The sequence below is a fragment of the Pleionea litopenaei genome, assembly GCF_031198435.1.
Classification (GTDB): domain Bacteria; phylum Pseudomonadota; class Gammaproteobacteria; order Enterobacterales; family Kangiellaceae; genus Pleionea; species Pleionea litopenaei.
In genome coordinates this window covers 3,724,084-3,741,470 of record NZ_CP133548.1, presented here as the reverse complement: position 1 = coordinate 3,741,470, position 17,387 = coordinate 3,724,084, and the positions used below count along the sequence as shown (strand labels likewise).

16 protein-coding genes are annotated in these 17,387 nt (G+C 41.3%); 6 read left to right on the top strand and 10 right to left on the bottom strand.

The window, feature by feature from the left end:
• Window positions 1–63 precede the first annotated feature (63 nt).
• Window positions 64–828, top strand: coding sequence for a glycerophosphodiester phosphodiesterase family protein (locus Q9312_RS16740; protein ID WP_309202000.1), 765 nt, complete (start codon window positions 64–66; stop codon window positions 826–828).
• A 7-nt stretch (window positions 829–835) separates the two neighbouring features.
• Window positions 836–1,453, top strand: a complete 618-nt coding sequence (locus tag Q9312_RS16735) for an HAD family hydrolase (RefSeq protein ID WP_309201999.1) — start codon at window positions 836–838, stop codon at window positions 1,451–1,453.
• A gap of 153 nt (window positions 1,454–1,606) precedes the next feature.
• On the opposite strand, the gene Q9312_RS16730 is transcribed toward Q9312_RS16735, so the two are convergent.
• The 3 genes from Q9312_RS16730 to Q9312_RS16720 form a co-directional block, all read right to left on the bottom strand.
• Complete coding sequence (locus tag Q9312_RS16730; RefSeq protein WP_309201998.1) at window positions 1,607–1,918, bottom strand: putative signal transducing protein; 312 nt, start codon at window positions 1,916–1,918, stop codon at window positions 1,607–1,609.
• Between the two features lie 533 nt (window positions 1,919–2,451).
• Window positions 2,452–2,661 carry a transcription antiterminator/RNA stability regulator CspE gene (gene cspE, locus Q9312_RS16725; protein WP_309201997.1) on the bottom strand — a complete coding sequence of 70 codons (210 nt, stop codon included), beginning with the start codon at window positions 2,659–2,661 and terminating at the stop codon, window positions 2,452–2,454.
• 460 nt (window positions 2,662–3,121) lie between these two features.
• Window positions 3,122–3,961 carry a DUF6279 family lipoprotein gene (locus Q9312_RS16720; protein ID WP_309201996.1) on the bottom strand — a complete coding sequence of 280 codons (840 nt, stop codon included), beginning with the start codon at window positions 3,959–3,961 and terminating at the stop codon, window positions 3,122–3,124.
• A 154-nt stretch (window positions 3,962–4,115) separates the two neighbouring features.
• Here Q9312_RS16720 and ttcA point away from each other — a divergent pair, with 154 nt between their 5' ends.
• The 3 genes from ttcA (at window position 4,116) to Q9312_RS16705 (ending at window position 6,201) form a co-directional block, all read left to right on the top strand.
• Entirely contained in the window at window positions 4,116–5,033 is a 918-nt protein-coding gene (ttcA, locus tag Q9312_RS16715) for a tRNA 2-thiocytidine(32) synthetase TtcA (RefSeq protein WP_309201995.1), read from the top strand.
• Between the two features lie 90 nt (window positions 5,034–5,123).
• A complete protein-coding gene (locus Q9312_RS16710) occupies window positions 5,124–5,591 on the top strand; it encodes a hypothetical protein (RefSeq protein WP_309201994.1) in 468 nt (155 codons plus the stop codon).
• 10 nt (window positions 5,592–5,601) lie between these two features.
• The gene (locus Q9312_RS16705; protein ID WP_309201993.1) at window positions 5,602–6,201 is read left to right on the top strand and encodes a DNA-J related domain-containing protein; all 600 of its coding nucleotides are present in this window, start codon (window positions 5,602–5,604) and stop codon (window positions 6,199–6,201) included.
• A gap of 13 nt (window positions 6,202–6,214) precedes the next feature.
• Here the strand turns inward: Q9312_RS16705 and Q9312_RS16700 are convergent, their stop codons facing one another.
• The 3 genes from Q9312_RS16700 to Q9312_RS16690 all read right to left on the bottom strand — a co-directional run bounded on the left by Q9312_RS16700 (window position 6,215) and on the right by Q9312_RS16690 (window position 9,106).
• Window positions 6,215–6,625: a hypothetical protein gene (locus tag Q9312_RS16700; protein WP_309201992.1), complete on the bottom strand. Its 411-nt coding sequence runs from the start codon at window positions 6,623–6,625 to the stop codon at window positions 6,215–6,217.
• Window positions 6,626–7,515: 890 nt separating this feature from the next.
• Window positions 7,516–8,046 carry an REP-associated tyrosine transposase gene (locus Q9312_RS16695; protein WP_309201991.1) on the bottom strand — a complete coding sequence of 177 codons (531 nt, stop codon included), beginning with the start codon at window positions 8,044–8,046 and terminating at the stop codon, window positions 7,516–7,518.
• Between the two features lie 706 nt (window positions 8,047–8,752).
• Window positions 8,753–9,106, bottom strand: a complete 354-nt coding sequence (locus Q9312_RS16690; RefSeq protein WP_309201990.1) for a DUF1428 domain-containing protein — start codon at window positions 9,104–9,106, stop codon at window positions 8,753–8,755.
• 327 nt (window positions 9,107–9,433) lie between these two features.
• Here Q9312_RS16690 and Q9312_RS16685 point away from each other — a divergent pair, with 327 nt between their 5' ends.
• Window positions 9,434–11,017, top strand: coding sequence for an ABC-F family ATPase (locus Q9312_RS16685; RefSeq protein ID WP_309201989.1), 1,584 nt, complete (start codon window positions 9,434–9,436; stop codon window positions 11,015–11,017).
• A 107-nt stretch (window positions 11,018–11,124) separates the two neighbouring features.
• Here Q9312_RS16685 and Q9312_RS16680 read toward each other — a convergent pair whose 3' ends face one another.
• The 4 genes from Q9312_RS16680 to Q9312_RS16665 all read right to left on the bottom strand — a co-directional run bounded on the left by Q9312_RS16680 (window position 11,125) and on the right by Q9312_RS16665 (window position 17,380).
• Window positions 11,125–11,796 carry a tRNA-uridine aminocarboxypropyltransferase gene (locus tag Q9312_RS16680; RefSeq protein WP_309201988.1) on the bottom strand — a complete coding sequence of 224 codons (672 nt, stop codon included), beginning with the start codon at window positions 11,794–11,796 and terminating at the stop codon, window positions 11,125–11,127.
• 115 nt (window positions 11,797–11,911) lie between these two features.
• Entirely contained in the window at window positions 11,912–13,771 is a 1,860-nt protein-coding gene (locus Q9312_RS16675; RefSeq protein ID WP_309201987.1) for a pre-peptidase C-terminal domain-containing protein, read from the bottom strand.
• Window positions 13,772–14,003: 232 nt separating this feature from the next.
• Window positions 14,004–16,814 (bottom strand): prolyl oligopeptidase family serine peptidase, encoded by a 2,811-nt coding sequence (locus tag Q9312_RS16670; RefSeq protein ID WP_309201986.1) that lies wholly within the window; start codon window positions 16,812–16,814, stop codon window positions 14,004–14,006.
• On the bottom strand, window positions 16,811–17,380 hold the full coding sequence (locus tag Q9312_RS16665; protein ID WP_309201985.1) for a hypothetical protein: 570 nt from the start codon (window positions 17,378–17,380) through the stop codon (window positions 16,811–16,813). The genes Q9312_RS16670 and Q9312_RS16665 overlap by 4 nt, the downstream gene beginning before the upstream one ends.
• Window positions 17,381–17,387 lie beyond the last annotated feature (7 nt).

The following is a 17,387-nucleotide window of genomic DNA, read 5'->3' as shown; positions in this document are numbered from 1 at the left end:
ACACTTAACCATAGATTTTACCAAACGTAACTGTGGCTCGTTTCACCTGTCGAGTATATCAGCATGGCACTGAAGTTCCATTTTACAGATTTTCCAACCATCATTGCCCATCGTGGATTGAGTGCCTTTGCTCCTGAAAATACCATGGCCAGCTTTCGACTCGCCGCTCTTAACGGCTTCCGATGGTTTGAAACCGATGTTCGATTAAGTGCTGATGGGATTCCCATGCTTTTTCACGATGCAGAACTTGAACGAACCAGCAACGGACAAGGCTTATTTGTCGACTATTCCGCTGCCCACTTAAAAACCTTAGATGCTGGCGGTTGGTTTTCCCAAGACTTTATTGGAGAAACCATCCCCACACTCGATGAAGTTCTCGACCTTTGCCTTGAGTTACGGCTCGGCATTAACCTAGAAATTAAGCCGAACGTCGACCAGGATCAAGCGACAGTAGAAGCGGTTCACCAACTCTTACAAAGCCGACATGCCAACCCAGAAATACTCTTTTCAAGCTATTCCGTTGCCGCGCTAACCCTGTGTCAACAGTTGCGTCCTCGAACTCCGCGAGCGCTGGTAGTCGATAACTTTGAATTAAACACGGCGGATGAAATCGTTGCTTTAACTGAACGCTTGGGTTGCACGTCACTGCATATCAATCAGCAGTTGATTTATACCGATTTAATCCGGCTGGCTTATTATGCTCCTTTCGACATTATGTGTTTTACGGTCAATAAAAAGATAACCGCTGAACGCTGTTGGGGCGCAGGATGCGCAAGTATTTTCTCAGATACCGGATTGCTCGAGGCACCTACTTTAAAACAACCTTAAAACGAAAATGAATCATTCTTCTTATCAATTAAAAGGCTTCATATTCGATCTCTACGGTACGTTGGTCGAATCCAAGCTCAATTTTTCGGCCATTAAAGCAGAACTAGGCTGTCCTGCTGAGCAAGATTTGATTGATTTTATGAAGCAATTACCGCCTTCACAGCGCAACCTTGCTGAAAAGACAGTCGAGGAGTACGAATGGCAAGATGCTCTAGATTCTCGAATAATACCCGGTGTTCGAGAGTTTTTGAGTTGGCTGCAACAGCATAATATAGCTTGCGCACTGGTCACTCGAAACTCTCGTCGTGCGACTGAGCATAAGCTCAAAAGCAATAATCTAAGCTTTGATATCGTATTAACCCGAGAATGTGCGCCGCCCAAACCGAACCCTGACGCACTGCTTTCCATTCTCAGGCAATGGCAAGTTTCGGCTAATGAAGTCGCCTATGTTGGAGATTATCGATACGATATCGAAGCGGCTCACAACGCACAGATGCTGGCTTTCTTTTTTGGAAGCTTACCTTTTCCAGATTACGCTAGGCAGGCGCAGTTGAGCTTTGCCTGTTGGCATAAATTACCAGAGCAGCTCAAAGAGCAGCGGTATTCCCTTGCGCCACTTGATTAAATTTGATGAATGAACAGCCGGTTTTATCGATAGTCATTAACCTTGCTCATTTTTCGCGTAAGCCTATTTGCCCCGTTGAGGGTGACTCATTGGCTAAGGCTCTTGTTCTGCTGAGGGCTACTAATCTGCTGAGAGCTATTGATCCGCTGAGGGCTATTGATCCGCTGAGGGCTCTCCACAGCGCCAGCAAAAGTCAAAGCTACCCTCGTTATGCTCTTGGCACTTTGAGCAAAACCATGGAGGCGAGGAAGATTGCTTTTGAAACTGTTGATAACAGGCTAACGCTTGCTGGTAGTCATCTGAATCGACAAGGACGGTAACCTGAGCGGCATCAGGAGGAAGCTCACCAACGGCTCCTTGCAATGTTTCGCCCATTAACTGCACGTTAATGCCCTGATGATGTAAAAGTCCTTTCAGAATATTGGCTTCAATGGCATTAAAACATCGACATAATTCTTTGTTCATCGAACTCTCCTATTAGCACTTTCTAATTAGAACTTTCTCTGAATAAAATCCATATTTCAAGCCTTCGAAATCGGTATTTCAAGCCTAAGAATTGTATAGTCACAGCGACTATGAGTATCTTATTGAACGCATTTATCTTAAACACATTTAGACGCTAAATAAAAGGCTTCTCAATAAGAGGTGATCGTGAGCAAAATGATTGTATGAACGATAAAACTAAACTTTGAACACGGATAATGCTATGCCCTAAATTATTATGCACTAAATTTTTATGCACTAAGCAATTATACACTGTATCAAGCTCTCAATCTCAAGGTTTTGCTCTCTCGGTTTCAATCTGTCGGCTTTCATCTCAGCGCCCAAGTTTCAAACGATTGTCATCACCATCACAATATCCGACGAGTGCTTACTAAAAGTCACTATAATTTAATCTAAAATCGTCAATAGGATTTAATGAATCTTTTAAATAACAACACTTATTCGAGACATAAAAAAACCGCGGCTAGCCGCGGTTCCACAAATAAGTGATCGTATTAAGCGAGCACTTGTACATTTGCGGCTTGAGGACCTTTCTGACCATCTTGAATTTCAAATTGTACCTTTTGGCCTTCGGATAAAGTTTTGAATCCTTCAGATTGAATAGAGCTGAAATGTACGAATACATCAGGACCATTCTCTTGCTCTAAAAATCCAAAACCTTTGGTTTCATTAAACCATTTTACCTGTCCGGTCGTTACTGACATTGTTAAACTCCTGAGATCTATCTTAAACAAAAAAAACTGTAAATAAACCGTTATTTACAGATGGTGAAATCACAGGAATAACTTACGATTAAACAAAACGAGGTACTGCAGAAAGGTCTTCGATATTGCAAATACATAACTACTCGCTGTCATTTCACAGCACAACCAGTATTAAGTATCTGGCGTGCGTTGTAAAGATAATTTTCAGGTATGACAGTAGCATGACAAGAGAATCTTTTTTGGCATGCACCAATTTGCATCGTCTTATAAAAAGCTGTGACCAAGTTCATTATGCTTCGGCATTTATCACTTCTTTTGAATACAGATTAGCACTGATCCAGTGCAAAAATGCACTTAGCTATTTTTTGAACTCTAGTCATTTTTATTAAAGTAAGATAATCGTTCAATGTTAACAGCGTTCTCCTGAATTCTTGACCGAAAACAGTATTCAACATCAAAATTATTGATCGTTAATCAAGTCATTAAAATCTTCGATATATTGATCAATTCGATAGACTAAGCGCTTTCTTTGTTTGTCCGTTAACATCGAAAAAATTTCGCTGATATACTGTTCTCCGGTCACCGCATTTTGTCGATAAGCTTGTTTTAGTTGCGATGACTGAAACTGATCTGCATTGATTATTAAATCTTCAAACGCACGATGATTATCATCGACTTTTGCTAATTGATATTCTATAAGAACCGCTTCGCGCCACTCTTGTCGATAAGCCATGCGGAGTTGGGTGGTGTCTTCTATTTTCGACGCCCACTGTTTTACAACTTGTCGCTGTTCAGTTGTTAGTCGGCCAGTCCAGTCTTCAATACTGTCTTTAATATTTTGATAAATTTGCTCGACTCTTTCCTCTGCCGATTCCTCAGCTCGCTCCTTCAAAAGGTCTTGATCTTGCTCTTTCAAATTTTTTAATAAGCTTTCCATTTGAGATTCATTCAGAGAAATCATTAATTGAGACAACTGAGGAGCCATCTGGGCAACCAAGGTTTCATAAAATGAACTCATTTGTAACCGTCTTAGATAGTAGTTTTCGACCACCGTGCCGTCGGTAATGTCTTGGCGAACGACCTCTAAGAATGCAACGTATTTCGGTAACTCTTGCTGACGATGCCACTGGGTTTGACGTACCAATAGATCCTCTAACCGCTGCTCCTGAGGCTCTGTTAGTTCAACAAAATCGTCGACGTACCAGGGAACGACCCAATCAAGGCGGTTGTACCAAAACTTCAAGCCACAACCCTGTAAAAACAGCACCGCCACTAAAATCACTGCAATTCGCGTCTTCATAGTGCCCCTATATCGATAAACTCAACTGACTAACCCATTGATATTACTACGTTTGAGTAACATTTTTGGATAAAATTCATTCGACTTATTCCGTCACCGCCATCACATCAGTATAATGTGCCGCCCAGAAACCCCTCAATGTTTGTATTCGACTATGCCAACAACCGCCAAAAAAGACAAAACCAACCAAAACAAGCTGCAAAAGAAGCTACGACGTAATGTCGGTCAGGCGATTGCCGATTTCAATATGATCGAGGATGGTGATCGTGTGATGGTCTGCCTCTCGGGCGGAAAAGATTCCTACACCATGCTGGATATTTTGCTGAACCTGCAAAAACACGCGCCCGTAAACTTTGAGCTCATCGCAGTAAACTTGGATCAGAAACAACCGGGGTTTCCGGAGCATGTTTTACCAACTTACTTGAAAGAAATAGGCGTACCTTTTCATATTATCGAAGAAGACACCTATTCGATTGTCAAAGAGAAAGTGCCCGAGGGCAAAACCACTTGTGCACTGTGCTCAAGATTGCGTCGCGGTATTATCTATCATTGGGCAGAAACACATAATATCACTAAGATTGCGCTTGGCCATCACCGTGAAGACATCATAGAGACCCTGTTTTTGAACATGTTTTTTGGCGGCAAGATGAAGTCTATGCCCGCCAAACTCCTTAGTGACGACGGTAAACATGTGGTTATTCGTCCTTTAGCTTACTGTCGAGAAAAAGATATTGTTCGCTATTCAGAGATGCGAGAGTTTCCGATTATTCCTTGTAATTTGTGCGGCTCTCAAGAGAATCTGCAACGAAAAGTCATTAAAGAAATGTTGAAGGAATGGGATCGCAAGTTTCCCGGACGTATTGAGTCGATATTTAACTCATTAAGAAACGTAGCTTCGTCTCATTTGCTTGACACCAAGTTGTATGATTTTCAACAGTTTGAGCGTCTTGGACAAGCATTTGCAGATGGCGATACCGCTTTCGATAAAGAGACCTTTAGCAACCCAACACCCGATCCTGACGATATCGAAGAACAAAAGAGTAATGTAATTTCGATGGTCAAAGTTGATTAACACAAGCCTAACGGCTCGCTTTGAACGGCTGTCCTTGTAATTGTACGATGATTGCATAATACTGTATTTTTAAATCGAAGCGAGCTGCTTGTGCCTTTTAAGTCTCTTTTTCAACGATTAACCGGTAACTCAACGACCTCATCTAACGCAGAACAGGCGCCCCCAACGGGTGGCTTCAGTGAGCTAGGCGTTGAAAAGCTCAAAGCCGTGATTAGCGAAGTGACTAATGCATTCCCTCTATTTGAGAAAGCCGGATTTGAAATAGAAGAAGTACAAGTAGAAATTGGCATTGCGCCAAAATTGATGCCCCGTTTCCGTCACGTTAAAGATATTTCTGTTTCTGATCAAGAAGCGATTCTCGAAGAAGTCAAAGACAAACAGTTGATCAAGTTTATGCTGATTAGCTTGTTCAAATCATCAAAAATGAAAAACCTTATTCAAGATCCCAAACTCAACTTTCATGCGATTGAAATTGATTTGACCGCGGTGCCATCGGTTAGAGGCATTTTTAAAGCGGTGACTCACAGTGATCGCATCGTGCGCTTAAAAGATCACTAATCATTCATGTATGTATGAAGTAAATCCATCACTTGCAGCAACACCTCAGTCATTACATCAGCTACTAACGTTACTCGAGCAACACTTACCTTGTTCAGAGTATGAGCTAATGAAAGCCATTGAGCGCGAGTTACCGCATTTTTTCACTGTCCTTCCCGATGATTCGCAACTGTATCAAAAACACTTTTGGTTACAACATCATTTATATCACCTTCAAAAAGAGTTGCTAAAAAAACCAGCGACATCCAATCGTTACTTAGAAATTTCTGCAACCCGTATTGCTTTTGTGATGACTCAAACGGCAGACCAGCAACTGTCAAATCGACAGCCTTTAGGTGACTATTATTTAAATGTAGAGAACCTTTATTTAACGCCAGAACAAGTTGTCGAGTTACAACAAGTATTTTGGAAGAAGTACCTAGCATTAGACGAGAAATCTGAGGCCATTAAACTATTAAAGCTAGAAGAGCATTCGACAATATCGAAGTCACTGCTAAAAAAGCAATTCCAGAAACTGAGTCAGCAGCACCATCCTGATAAAGGGGGTGATACCAAGATGTTTCTACAAATTAAAGCCGCCTATGAACAGTTAAAGTTGATTGTCGACTAGCCTTGTTCAGTGATTAGTAAGTCGAGAACCAACCTAATTTTTGATAAAGATTTAACGCTTGTCGATAACTAGAAATTGAAGACAGTTGCTCCGAAATTTCATCATGACTTTCAAATTGAGTTAACCGCTCACTATTTTTTGTTAAAGCACTGATAAGCAGTTTTCGGAAAGAATCTAAGGTCATGCCATCCGCTTTCGAAAATGACACGTCAACCGGTAATAGCGCACTGGTAATCCAAGCTAACATTTTAGAGTAGAAACTGGGAAAGGTGTATTCAGGTCTCGCCAAATAAACAGTCTGATTTTCATCCAAGCAATAAATTGCCACTGATTGGTATTTCTTGACCTTATTGTATGGCCATTCCCTAGGTGGTTCTCCATTTACCCATATATCCACCCATCCGTCTTCAGAACAAATCAGCAATGACGCCACCCTTAGCATTATTAACAATCATTATTTACTGGCATGGACTAACCACCAGTTCACAATATTTTATCGTGTATGCAAAGAATTAAACATATCCTAAAGCTTATACTTTAGTCGGATATTACAAGTTATCCGTTGGGTTACGCTGCGCTAACCCAACCTACCTAATTAACTCAGAGTTTAATATCGAGGAACTCTTTCACCGTAGGTTGGGTTGACGGAAAAAACCAACAATCGCTCAATCCTGATACCGCAAGTTATCCGTTGGGTTACGCTGCGCTAACCCAACCTACCTAATTAACTCAGAGTTTAATATCGAGGAACTCTTTCACCGTAGGTTGGGTTGACGGAGGAAACCCAACAATCGCTCAATCCTGATACCGCAAGTTATCCGTTGGGTTACGCTGCGCTAACCCAACCTACTTTATTAACTCAGAGTTTAATATCGAGGCACTCTTTCACCGTAGGTTGGGTTGACGGAAAAAACCAAAAATCGCTCAATCCTGATACCGTAAGTTATCCGTTGGGTTACGCTGCGCTAACCCAACCTACTTTATTAACTCAGAGTTTAATATCGAGGAACTCTTTCACCGTAGGTTGGGTTGACGGAGGAAACCCAACAATCGCTCAATCCTGATACCGCAAGTTATCCGTTGGGTTACGCTGCGCTAACCCAACCTACCTTATTAAATCAGAATTTAACATTGAGGTACTCTTTCAGCGTAGGTTGGGTTGACGGAGGAAACCCAACAATCGCTCAATCCTGATACCGCAAGTTATCCGTTGGGTTACGCTGCGCTAACCCAACCTACCTTATTAACTCAGAGTTTAATATCGAGGAACTCTTTCACCGTAGGTTGGGTTGACGGAGGAAACCCAACATCTAATTAATTTCTTTCTCCTGCATTTATCGTTATGTCGACACCTCCTCCCCAATCAATCGGATAGACCTTATTTCGAACATCTCGATGAAACGATGAATGAGGCCAATCTTGGACTCTCTCTACATACCCATGTCTAACAGGATTAAAGTACATGTAATCTATATGTCTTGCGTAGTCGATTTCGTTTCTTATTTTATGCTCCCAAAATCTTCTTTGCCAAACTCCACGTTCTGCTTTACTTTTTCTCGATTGACTTATTCGTTCAGTTTTCGGCAAACTTCTCGAAAAAGCAGATTTAATTAATCGCCATCTCATCGAGTAGTTACAATCATCAAGTGGCATCGTCCAAATCGTATGAATATGTTCGGGTAAGATAACTATTCCATTATTCTCAAAGGGATGCCTTTCTTTAACCTGTCGAAACGCTTCTTGTAAATGATCAATAAAATCTACAAAAGTAGTCCCATCTCGATCCGCTAAGTTAACAGTAAAGAAATAAGACGCACCTTTAACTCTCGTTCTTCGATAATGCATTTGAACGTCCTTTCAAAAAAATACATTCCATTAAATTGGTCGACATCATTTAACCTTAAATATATCCCTATCCGCTAGCTTTCGCTGCGCTAACTCAACCTACTTTATTAACTCAGAGTTTAATATCGAGGAACTCTTTCACCGTAGGTTGGGTTGACGGAGGAAACCCAACAATCGCTCAATCCTGATAACGCAAGTTATCCGTTGGGTTACGCTGCGCTAACCCAACCTACCTTATTAAATCAGAATTTAACATCGAGGTACTCTTTCAGCGTAGGTTGGGTTGACGGAGGAAACCCAACAATCGCTCATTCCGGATACCGTAAGTTATCCGTTGGGTTACGCTGCGCTAACCCAACCTACCTTATTAACTCAGAATTTAACATCGAGGAACTCTTTCAGCGTAGGTTGGGTTGACGGAGGAAACCCAACAATCGCTCAATCCGGATACCGTAAGTTATCCGTTGGGTTACGCTGCGCTAACTCAACCTACCTTATTAACTCAGAGTTTAATATCGAGGAACTCTTTCACCGTAGGCTGGGTTGACGAAGGAAACCCAGCATTCGCTCAATCCTGATACCGTAAGTTATCCGTTGGGTTACGCTGCGCTAACCCAACCTACCTTATTAAATCAGAATTTAACATCGAGGTACTCTTTCAGCGTAGGTTGGGTTGACGAAGGAAACCCAACATTCGCATCAAAGATTAACACTTCAATATGGTATTAAAGCCGCCATAAATTAATCGTTTGCCATCAAAAGGCATCGGGTTTTGATCGGGGGCCATACGCGGGTCTTCCATCATCGCTGCCCATCCTGAATCGCGTACTTCTTTCGATGGCCAAACGACCCAAGAAAACACGACGGTTTCTGAGCTGTCGGCTTTAACGGCCAGAGGCAGTGAAGTAATCTTTCCATCTGGCACATCATCGCCCCAATTCTCGACAATCTCTAGGGCACCAAACTCTTTAAACACCTCAGCCATATACTTCGCGTGCTCAAGGTATTTATCCTTATTTTCAGTGGGTACTGCCGCAACAAAACAATCGATGTAAGACATTGCTATATTCTTCCTTTTTAAACGCGGAATACTAACTATACATGAAAGGCCAGCCGTGAGTCCGGCTTTAAGGCATTAACTTTTGTGACTGTTTCTGACTTCCCTTTAACAAGCTATTAATTGGGAAATGTTTAGAAAACTCTTGCAGTAGTCAATATAAGCTATTGAAAATTGATAACTAATTGGGGTGGCTTAACCTTTTTACGCTAATCAGCGTAGCCAGCTTAGTCCAAACCAATAGCAGCAAACCTATTGTTAAGGTTTCGTAGGGCTCAATATTCCGTTAAACTGCGCGTCCTTTTTTTGAGCAACTTTGGAAATTGTCCCGTGATCGCGACCGCAAACATTGCCATGCAGTTTGGCGCTAAACCCTTATTTGAAAACGTGTCGGTTAAATTTAATAACGGCAACCGCTACGGGTTAATTGGCGCAAATGGCTGTGGTAAATCAACCTTTATGAAAATTTTAGGTGGCGATCTAGAGCCATCTGCTGGAAATGTCATGCTTGGTGAAGATGTGCGACTCGGTAAATTACGCCAAGATCAGTTCGCATTCGAAGCTTATTCGGTGATGGACACGGTATTAATGGGCAATACCGAACTGTGGAAAGTCAAAGAACGTCGCGACTACATTTATAGCCAAGCAGAAATGAGCGAAGAAGAAGGTATGGAAGTTGCCGACCTCGAGGTCAAATTTGCAGAAATGGATGGATACACTGCTGAGAGCCGTGCCGGCGAACTACTTCTTGGTTTAGACATCCCCACTGAACAACACTTTGGTCCTATGAGTGAAATTGCGCCGGGATGGAAGCTTAGAGTACTGCTTGCTCAAGCGCTGTTTTCTGATCCAGATGTACTATTGCTAGACGAACCCACCAATAACTTAGACATTAATACCATCCGTTGGTTAGAACAAGTCTTAGTCGCACGAAACAGTACCATGGTTATTATTTCCCATGATCGTCACTTTTTGAACACCGTATGCACGCACATGGCTGATTTAGATTACGGTGAAATTCGCCTATTCCCAGGTAACTATGATGAATACATGACTGCAGCGACTCAAGCGCGTGAAAAAATGCTGAACGAGAATGCTAAGAAGAAAGCGCAAATTGCCGAACTGCAAAGCTTTGTCAGTCGCTTCTCAGCCAATGCGTCGAAAGCCAAGCAAGCGACATCTCGCGCCAAACAAATCGAAAAAATTCAACTGGCAGATATCAAACCCTCTAGTCGTGTTAACCCATACATTAAATTTGAACAAGAAAAGAAACTTCATCGCTTAGCTCTTACCGTCGAAGGTCTCAGCAAATCGTTTGAAAAAACATTATTCAAAGATCTCAACCTGCAAATTGAAGCAGGAGAGCGAATCGCCATCATTGGTCCTAACGGTGCCGGAAAAACGACGTTACTGCGATGCCTACTTGGCGAAGTTGAAGCCGATGCAGGTAAAATAAAATGGGCTGAACAAGCAGCGTTTGGTTATGTTGCTCAAGATCATGCAGATGATTTCGTCGAGGATATGAATGTATTCGATTGGATGAAGCAATGGACCACTGGCGATGATCAATTAGTTCGTGGCGCATTAGGTCGCATGTTGTTTTCAAACGACGATGTAAAGAAAAGCGTTAAAGTTTTATCGGGCGGAGAAAAAGGTCGCATGTTATTTGGCAAGATGACCTTGATTAACCCTAATGTATTGATTATGGACGAACCAACGAATCACTTAGACATGGAGTCGATCGAATCGTTGAACTTAGCACTTGAAAACTACCCCGGAACCTTGTTTTTTGTCAGCCATGATCGAGAGTTTGTATCGTCATTGGCAACCCAAGTGGTCGATATTACTCCAGAAGGCGTTGTGCACTTCCAAGGTAATTATGAAGAGTACCTAAAAAGCCAAGGCGTTGTTTAAGCAATCGCTTAAGTCTACTCATCAAAAAGCTCGCTTTATGCGAGCTTTTTTTATCTTGGTTTGTTTAGAACGGTTTAGCCAAGGAAAAATCGTATTATTGATAACCACTAAATATCCACTTTCTTAGTATTCAATAATTTATGTTGAATACTTTCTGGCATCGCCGAGACTTTTACATTTTTGAAGTGAACAAATAACTTGTTTAATGCGTCTGCCACCTTCGGCTCTCGTTTCAATAAACACATCATCAATGACTCGATCGTTGATAATGATTGTTTGTCTTTATGTTTTCGAATCAAGTATTGAGAGGTTTCGTGGGCTTGCAGCCTGACGCATGGAAGTTGCTTCAACCATGGATTCAAAGCATACATTTTTTGAGCTTTGCGCCATGTTGCGTCAATCAACAATAAGTGAGTGGGCCAAGATGGATGTTCAATAAGGTTGCTTCTTGTATTGTCTGACTTCGCATGCGATGACTTTAAACGATCGGCCCCAACGTCATAAACCATGGCTCGAGAATCAGGGTACAACAACCAACAGGGCTTGCCGACTAATCTTTCTCGTAACTCGATAAAATCTTCTAGCCTCTCACCGATGTATACTTGCGTTTGAGGCAATACAAGCTCAATCAACCGCGCGGTATTCTTAGTGTGACCTTGCTCATTAGGGTGTTGCAAAATAATCGGAGTGATACTTGATGCGATCGGCTGAACCGCTGCACAGACGCAGGTTACTTCTGGAAAATGACATGTCTGGCAATAGCGGCGCTTAGTACTCACAATCAATACGCATAAAAAAACCTGTGGCCACACAGTGTAACCACAGGTTTATCGATTGTCATCACTCACCGCATTAACCCGCGATGAGAGAAACAACCGCTAGTACAAGCTACAACTACCAAGTAGCATTAATATTAACACCCGAGTAAGCATTGTAAGCTCGAACGCTGATATACCAAGTACCTGATTGTGGGTTAGAGAAACTACAGCTTTCACTATTACCGTTACGGTAAGGTCGACAATCGTAGCTTGAGGTCGTTGGCTGTGATCCACGACGTACGTACAAATCGGCATCACCGCTACCACCCGACATATTGATATCGAATGAAGAACGTCCGGCAGGAATGGTCACTGTATAGTGCTGCCATCCACCTTGTGAATCTGACAAGTTCGAGCGGTTAAAGCTTCCACCGGTCGTGCTTGAGTAATTGCCTTCTAAGCTCACACCTGAGTACGCACTGTAAGCGCGAAGCATTACGTAGTAACGTCCTGATTGAATATTGCTAATGGTACAAGTTTCGTTATTACCATTGCGGTAAGGACGGCAATCGTAGCTAGAGGTTGTTGGTTTTGAACCAAACTTAACGTACATATCGACGTCACCTGATCCGCCGCTGGTGTCGAAACTCAAGCTGGTTGCACCTGCAGGTACATCAAGATAAAAGAATGACTCGCTCCCTTGCGCACCCGACAAATTAGTCTCTGCTTGTCCATTGGTTAACTCAGTATCTCCTGGAGGAGGAGGCGGTGTGGTACCACCTTTAAAGTTCGCAATGGCTGGCGAAGTCAAGTTTAATACCCGAGCATTATCGCTGCGAGACGTGGTTCCCATGGCAACACCGTTACGAGTTTTATTGGGGTTAGACCACCAGTTGATTCGGGTACAACCGCCAGAGCAGTTGTAAGCCATAATAGTACGCCAGTTACCTGATGCGTATTGATACCCATGACCAAACGCATAAGGCGTGTTGGTTGGGTCATTGCTAGGATCATGACGAGCGGCTTGTAAGTGACCGACTTCGTGCCCAAAGGAATAGTAACCCGTGGCACAACCATGATAAACCGCAGCAAAGGCGGTAGAAGACGTTGAACCGATATCAGAAGCTAAGCCACAGTAGTCGGTAACGTTAGTGATGATCACAGCAACGTCCGCACCGTATTGATCACGTTTGCCGTGAACTTCGTCCATAACGCCGTCATTTTGATTACGGAAATAGGCCAAATCTGTGCTGAAGTTGCTTTCGTTGTAACTGACTTGGTAAGTATGCGCCAACGTCATAGTGACATCGACACCACTGTTCGAGTAGCCCGTATTGGTCTCTGCCACAGCAAGTTCGATTAGACCTTGAATATCAGATACCGCATTGTTTGCCGCAGACGTATAAGCTACCAACACACGAATATCGGCGGTGGCTTGAGTTTCAACGTCTTGTAACTCGATTGATTGAGCCATTAATTGCTCAAAGTTGAAATTACTTTTTTGTTCTAAAATGCTCATTGCCGCTGGTGGATGATCACCTGGCATTTCAGCATCGTTCATTTTAATAATGGCATGTAAGCCGTTACCGACTGGACGAATCTTATAAAGCTGTCCATCGATACGCACACTACCGGTTACTCCGGTGGCACGTTTAACTAAAATGACGCTATCGTCGGTAAGATTGGTGCTTTTGGCATCTGCAGCAGGCTTAAAGCTACCACGCCAAACTAAACTACCTTGTGCATTGGTTTCGGCAGATACTTTATGAGCAACGCTTGCGCCTTTTTGGCCAAGGTTAAACATCAAGCTATCGACATTCTGCTGCAATACACTCGCATTAAGCTTCATGTATTGAGCGTCTGATTCACCTTTATTCAGTTGAACAGCGGCGCTTTTTTTGGCGGGCGAGAATAACGCATCAGCCGCGCTGAGAGGTTGTGTCATTAGTCCAAGCGCGAGCAGCGCAGCACCAATGCTTTTTTGAGGAAAATTCATTCTTGAGTCTCCGTATTATGGTTTTATATTGAAGACAACTCGACTTTCAATAAGACATTGCTTCTGGTCCAAAGCAATTTCATTATGACCTTATGGAGAATAATCTCGGGGAACTTGTACACACTATGATGTGTGAAAAATCACAAATTCCCGAGATATTTTATAAAATGTGAAGAGCGTCCGCAGAACGCATTTCTACTATACTTAACTTTCCCTGCTGAATTAGTAATTCTTAATCAATGTAGAAGACTTGTCTTAAAAGTAACTCATCTTCTAGGTTTAGTATTTCCAAGGCATATTTCCCAGAAACAGTTTCCTCTTCCTTTAACAGTAAGTAACTTAAGCGATAATCTGCACCTACTTCATAAACTTTATAACTTGAAAACAAGGGTTTTTCAGCTTCGTCCTCTATATAGGACCACCTTACTTTCACCGGAACCAATTTACTTGCGTCTTCTTCAACAGGTGATCTCAAGCCAAACTTAAGATAGTAGCCATATTGAACTTCTGCAGGAACTTCAACCGGTTTTTCAATATCATACTTGCTATATTGACCCCATCGATATATTCCATGCGAGTTTTTTTTAATTGTTAATTGACCACTATCAATTGCATGACTGGTACTAAAGTAATTCTTTATCGTTTCGATACGCTCGACATTATCACTCGAGAAAAAACTATCAGCGATAGATTGCACAATTTTAAATGAATCCTTATCTTTCGTGTCTATTTTAGAAAGGTTTGCGATACACTCACTTAAATTATTATCAATTTTTTCAGCATCGCATAAAATCGAGGCTAGCTTTTGAATGGCAGGCTGATGCTCTAGTTTTGCACCTCTCCTTAAATATTTTATCGCTAGTTTCTCGTCATATGGACCTTCATATTTGTCACTATAAATGTTATAGAGTCGAATTCCTGCATCGGGGAAGTTTAACTCATCGGCTCGTCTATAAAATTCAACGGCCATATTATAATTTTTTGTGACGCCATCACCTCGATGAACAATGGCCGCTAAATTAAACGCGGAGTTTGCATGCCCCAAAGCAGCTGCATCGCGGTATAAAGCGACTGCTTTCACTGTATTGTTATCGACAATATCATCAAATTCATAAGCTGATGCTAGAGTAAAATAGTCCTCAGCTCTTAACTTCTTATCTTTAATAGCTGGTAATTCAAGAGATTTCCGAATAAATTGATCCGTTAAAATTGCTTGATGAATATCCCAATTCCAAGAATCGTGTCCATGTCCTGTATCATTGTAATATAAATACTCATATTCCTTCTTGTATTGACCTAACATGTACTTCAGTCGATTTGAATGCTCAATTCGAGCTCGAGGATCTTCTTTTCCACCTACAATTAATATTGGCGAGTTTAATTTATCTGCTAAATAAACTGGAGAGCGTTCTTTCAGGTCTTCTGACTCTTCACCTACGACATATTCAACGGCTTCTCTATACTCTTTGATCGCAGCAAAATTAGAATCATTAAATAATAGCTTTAAATCGTAGATACCAAATCCTGCGACTACACACTGATAGTCATTAGGTTGATCAACAGCCAACATAAAAGCTGAATAACCACCATAACTAAACCCTATCGAGCATCGTTTTTTAAAAGAGCGTTCTTTGAGCAAAGCATTAACTGAGTCGACAATATCACGTTCGATTTTTAAACCTAGCTGCCCCCTTCCCTTTTCCATGTGAGCTTTTCCAAAGCCTGTACTTCCGGAATAATTCACACGTAGAATGCTATAGCCTCGATTACTCAAGAACTGAATAAGAGGATCATAATAATTATCGTCACGAACACCAACGGGTCCACCATGTGGCATCACCAGTAACACATTCAAATCAGAAAATTTTGCAGCCGGCGTAAAATAAGTTTCTAGCTCTTCACCCTCACGATTTTTGACAACTTTAACGACCGTTGGTGTTAACTTTATATCTTTGTGTTGATCGTACGAATAACGAAGATGTTTTATTTTATTACTATTAATATCAACTAAATAAAAGGAGCCGGAGTCACCCGATGCATAGGCATAAACTACAAGTGTACTTCCTTCCATTGACTGAATGGCAATTCTTTTATTAGCGAAAAGTGCTTGCACTCGCTGTCTTTCTTCAGATAACTCAGAATCGATGTACTCATAATTGATCATGCCGTGATCCATATAGCCAACTAAGACTACTTCTCCTTTTGAGTTCATTCTAGCAACGGTCAGATCATACTTAGCATGTTCAAAAAGAATATCTCCATACTCATTTTTCGATAAGTCGAACTCTATCAAAACAACTTTATCTGTATTTTCGTTTGAGAGAACAGCGACTTTATTCTCATCAATCCATCCTACAACATTAAATTTACTCCGAGTGCTCAGTAACCCATAAGATTTTTTCCACTGATTATTCTTATCGAGCAACCAAACGTAAATTTCTTCATTTTCACTGGTTAAACCAAATGCCGGTTTGCCATCATGATTTAAAAAGTAATTTATTGCGTCGTCTAGTGGATAGTCAAAAGTCTTCGCATTTTCAGGATTTGATTTCGTGAGGTCATCAATAGTTAACGAGTATAAAGTTCGGTGAGTACGAATGCGTTCTAATACCCAGAGCCGCCCATCATTATCGAGTCTTTTTGAAAGCAACTTGTATTTATCTGGAATACTATCTACTACAAATTTGATTTCATCTGCAGAAAATTCCAATTTCACTAGGTACTGCATAGCAATACCGTTGTACAATCCTTTTAAATAGACATGGTGATTATCTATCCAAAAATAATCAATAATGTATGTCTGATTTCTAAAATCAAAGTGAATTAACTTAGTCGACGAGAGGTCTTCAACATTTACAAGTTCAAGGTAGCCTCTTCCATTAAACAAACGCCTGCCTAGCAAATATTGCGCATTTTCACTAAGTATGTATCTAGAAGCTGTCGGGTTATCAAATAACTTTTTAGGCTCAATATAACTATTGGCATTTACAATGTTAATAAATAGTAAGCCAGCAACTACAAATAATCCCACTAATTTATTCATATTGTAATCTCCGAAGCATTTTCCGGCTTATGCATGTTTTCTAAAAAGGCATCCGTTCCTGGACCGCTATATATCATAACTCTACTCTGCAAAATATTTGGAAATCTTTCATGCATAAATTCAAGTGCAAAAGAGGAGTTATTGATTAATATCATGCTTTCAAGAGCTGTGTACTCGTTGCTTCGAACCGCCAGAGTTCCAATATAGCTAATCGAATTCGGGTTAACGCTAAATTTATAGTACTCCTCGTTACTTTTAATCGAGAACTTCCAGTATCCACTTTTGCGCGTGACGCTATTGATGTAGTACTCTCCTGCATCCAGCTGTACAAGAATGTAATTACTGCCTTCTCGAAGATCTTTTTCTGTTAAGTCGACTCTTGACTCTCCCCTAATCTCGACAGTATTGAGACTAATATCCGTATTCACTTCTAATAGTAAGTAACCTTTTCCTTCTGTAGGCTTAGATGCAACGTCAACTTCAATCTTTGACAGCTTGCTCGTGCAACCAATTAAAATAAGAATCAGAGTAACAACAATTGCTCTTTCCAAAACTCGAAAGTACATGGCTTCC

Bases quoted from the DNA above. Each gene is read 5' to 3' on its own strand.
- Q9312_RS16735 (WP_309201999.1), top strand. From the start codon at position 836: ATGAATCATTCTTCTTATCAATTAAAAGGCTTCATATTCGATCTCTAC.
- Q9312_RS16665 (WP_309201985.1), bottom strand. From the start codon at position 17,380: ATGTACTTTCGAGTTTTGGAAAGAGCAATTGTTGTTACTCTGATTCTT.
- Q9312_RS16740 (WP_309202000.1), top strand. From the start codon at position 64: ATGGCACTGAAGTTCCATTTTACAGATTTTCCAACCATCATTGCCCAT.
- Q9312_RS16705 (WP_309201993.1), top strand. From the start codon at position 5,602: ATGTATGAAGTAAATCCATCACTTGCAGCAACACCTCAGTCATTACAT.
- ttcA (WP_309201995.1), top strand. From the start codon at position 4,116: ATGCCAACAACCGCCAAAAAAGACAAAACCAACCAAAACAAGCTGCAA.
- Q9312_RS16720 (WP_309201996.1), bottom strand. From the start codon at position 3,961: ATGAAGACGCGAATTGCAGTGATTTTAGTGGCGGTGCTGTTTTTACAG.
- Q9312_RS16730 (WP_309201998.1), bottom strand. From the start codon at position 1,918: ATGAACAAAGAATTATGTCGATGTTTTAATGCCATTGAAGCCAATATT.
- cspE (WP_309201997.1), bottom strand. From the start codon at position 2,661: ATGTCAGTAACGACCGGACAGGTAAAATGGTTTAATGAAACCAAAGGT.
- Q9312_RS16675 (WP_309201987.1), bottom strand. From the start codon at position 13,771: ATGAATTTTCCTCAAAAAAGCATTGGTGCTGCGCTGCTCGCGCTTGGA.
- Q9312_RS16670 (WP_309201986.1), bottom strand. From the start codon at position 16,814: ATGAATAAATTAGTGGGATTATTTGTAGTTGCTGGCTTACTATTTATT.
- Q9312_RS16695 (WP_309201991.1), bottom strand. From the start codon at position 8,046: ATGCATTATCGAAGAACGAGAGTTAAAGGTGCGTCTTATTTCTTTACT.
- Q9312_RS16690 (WP_309201990.1), bottom strand. From the start codon at position 9,106: ATGTCTTACATCGATTGTTTTGTTGCGGCAGTACCCACTGAAAATAAG.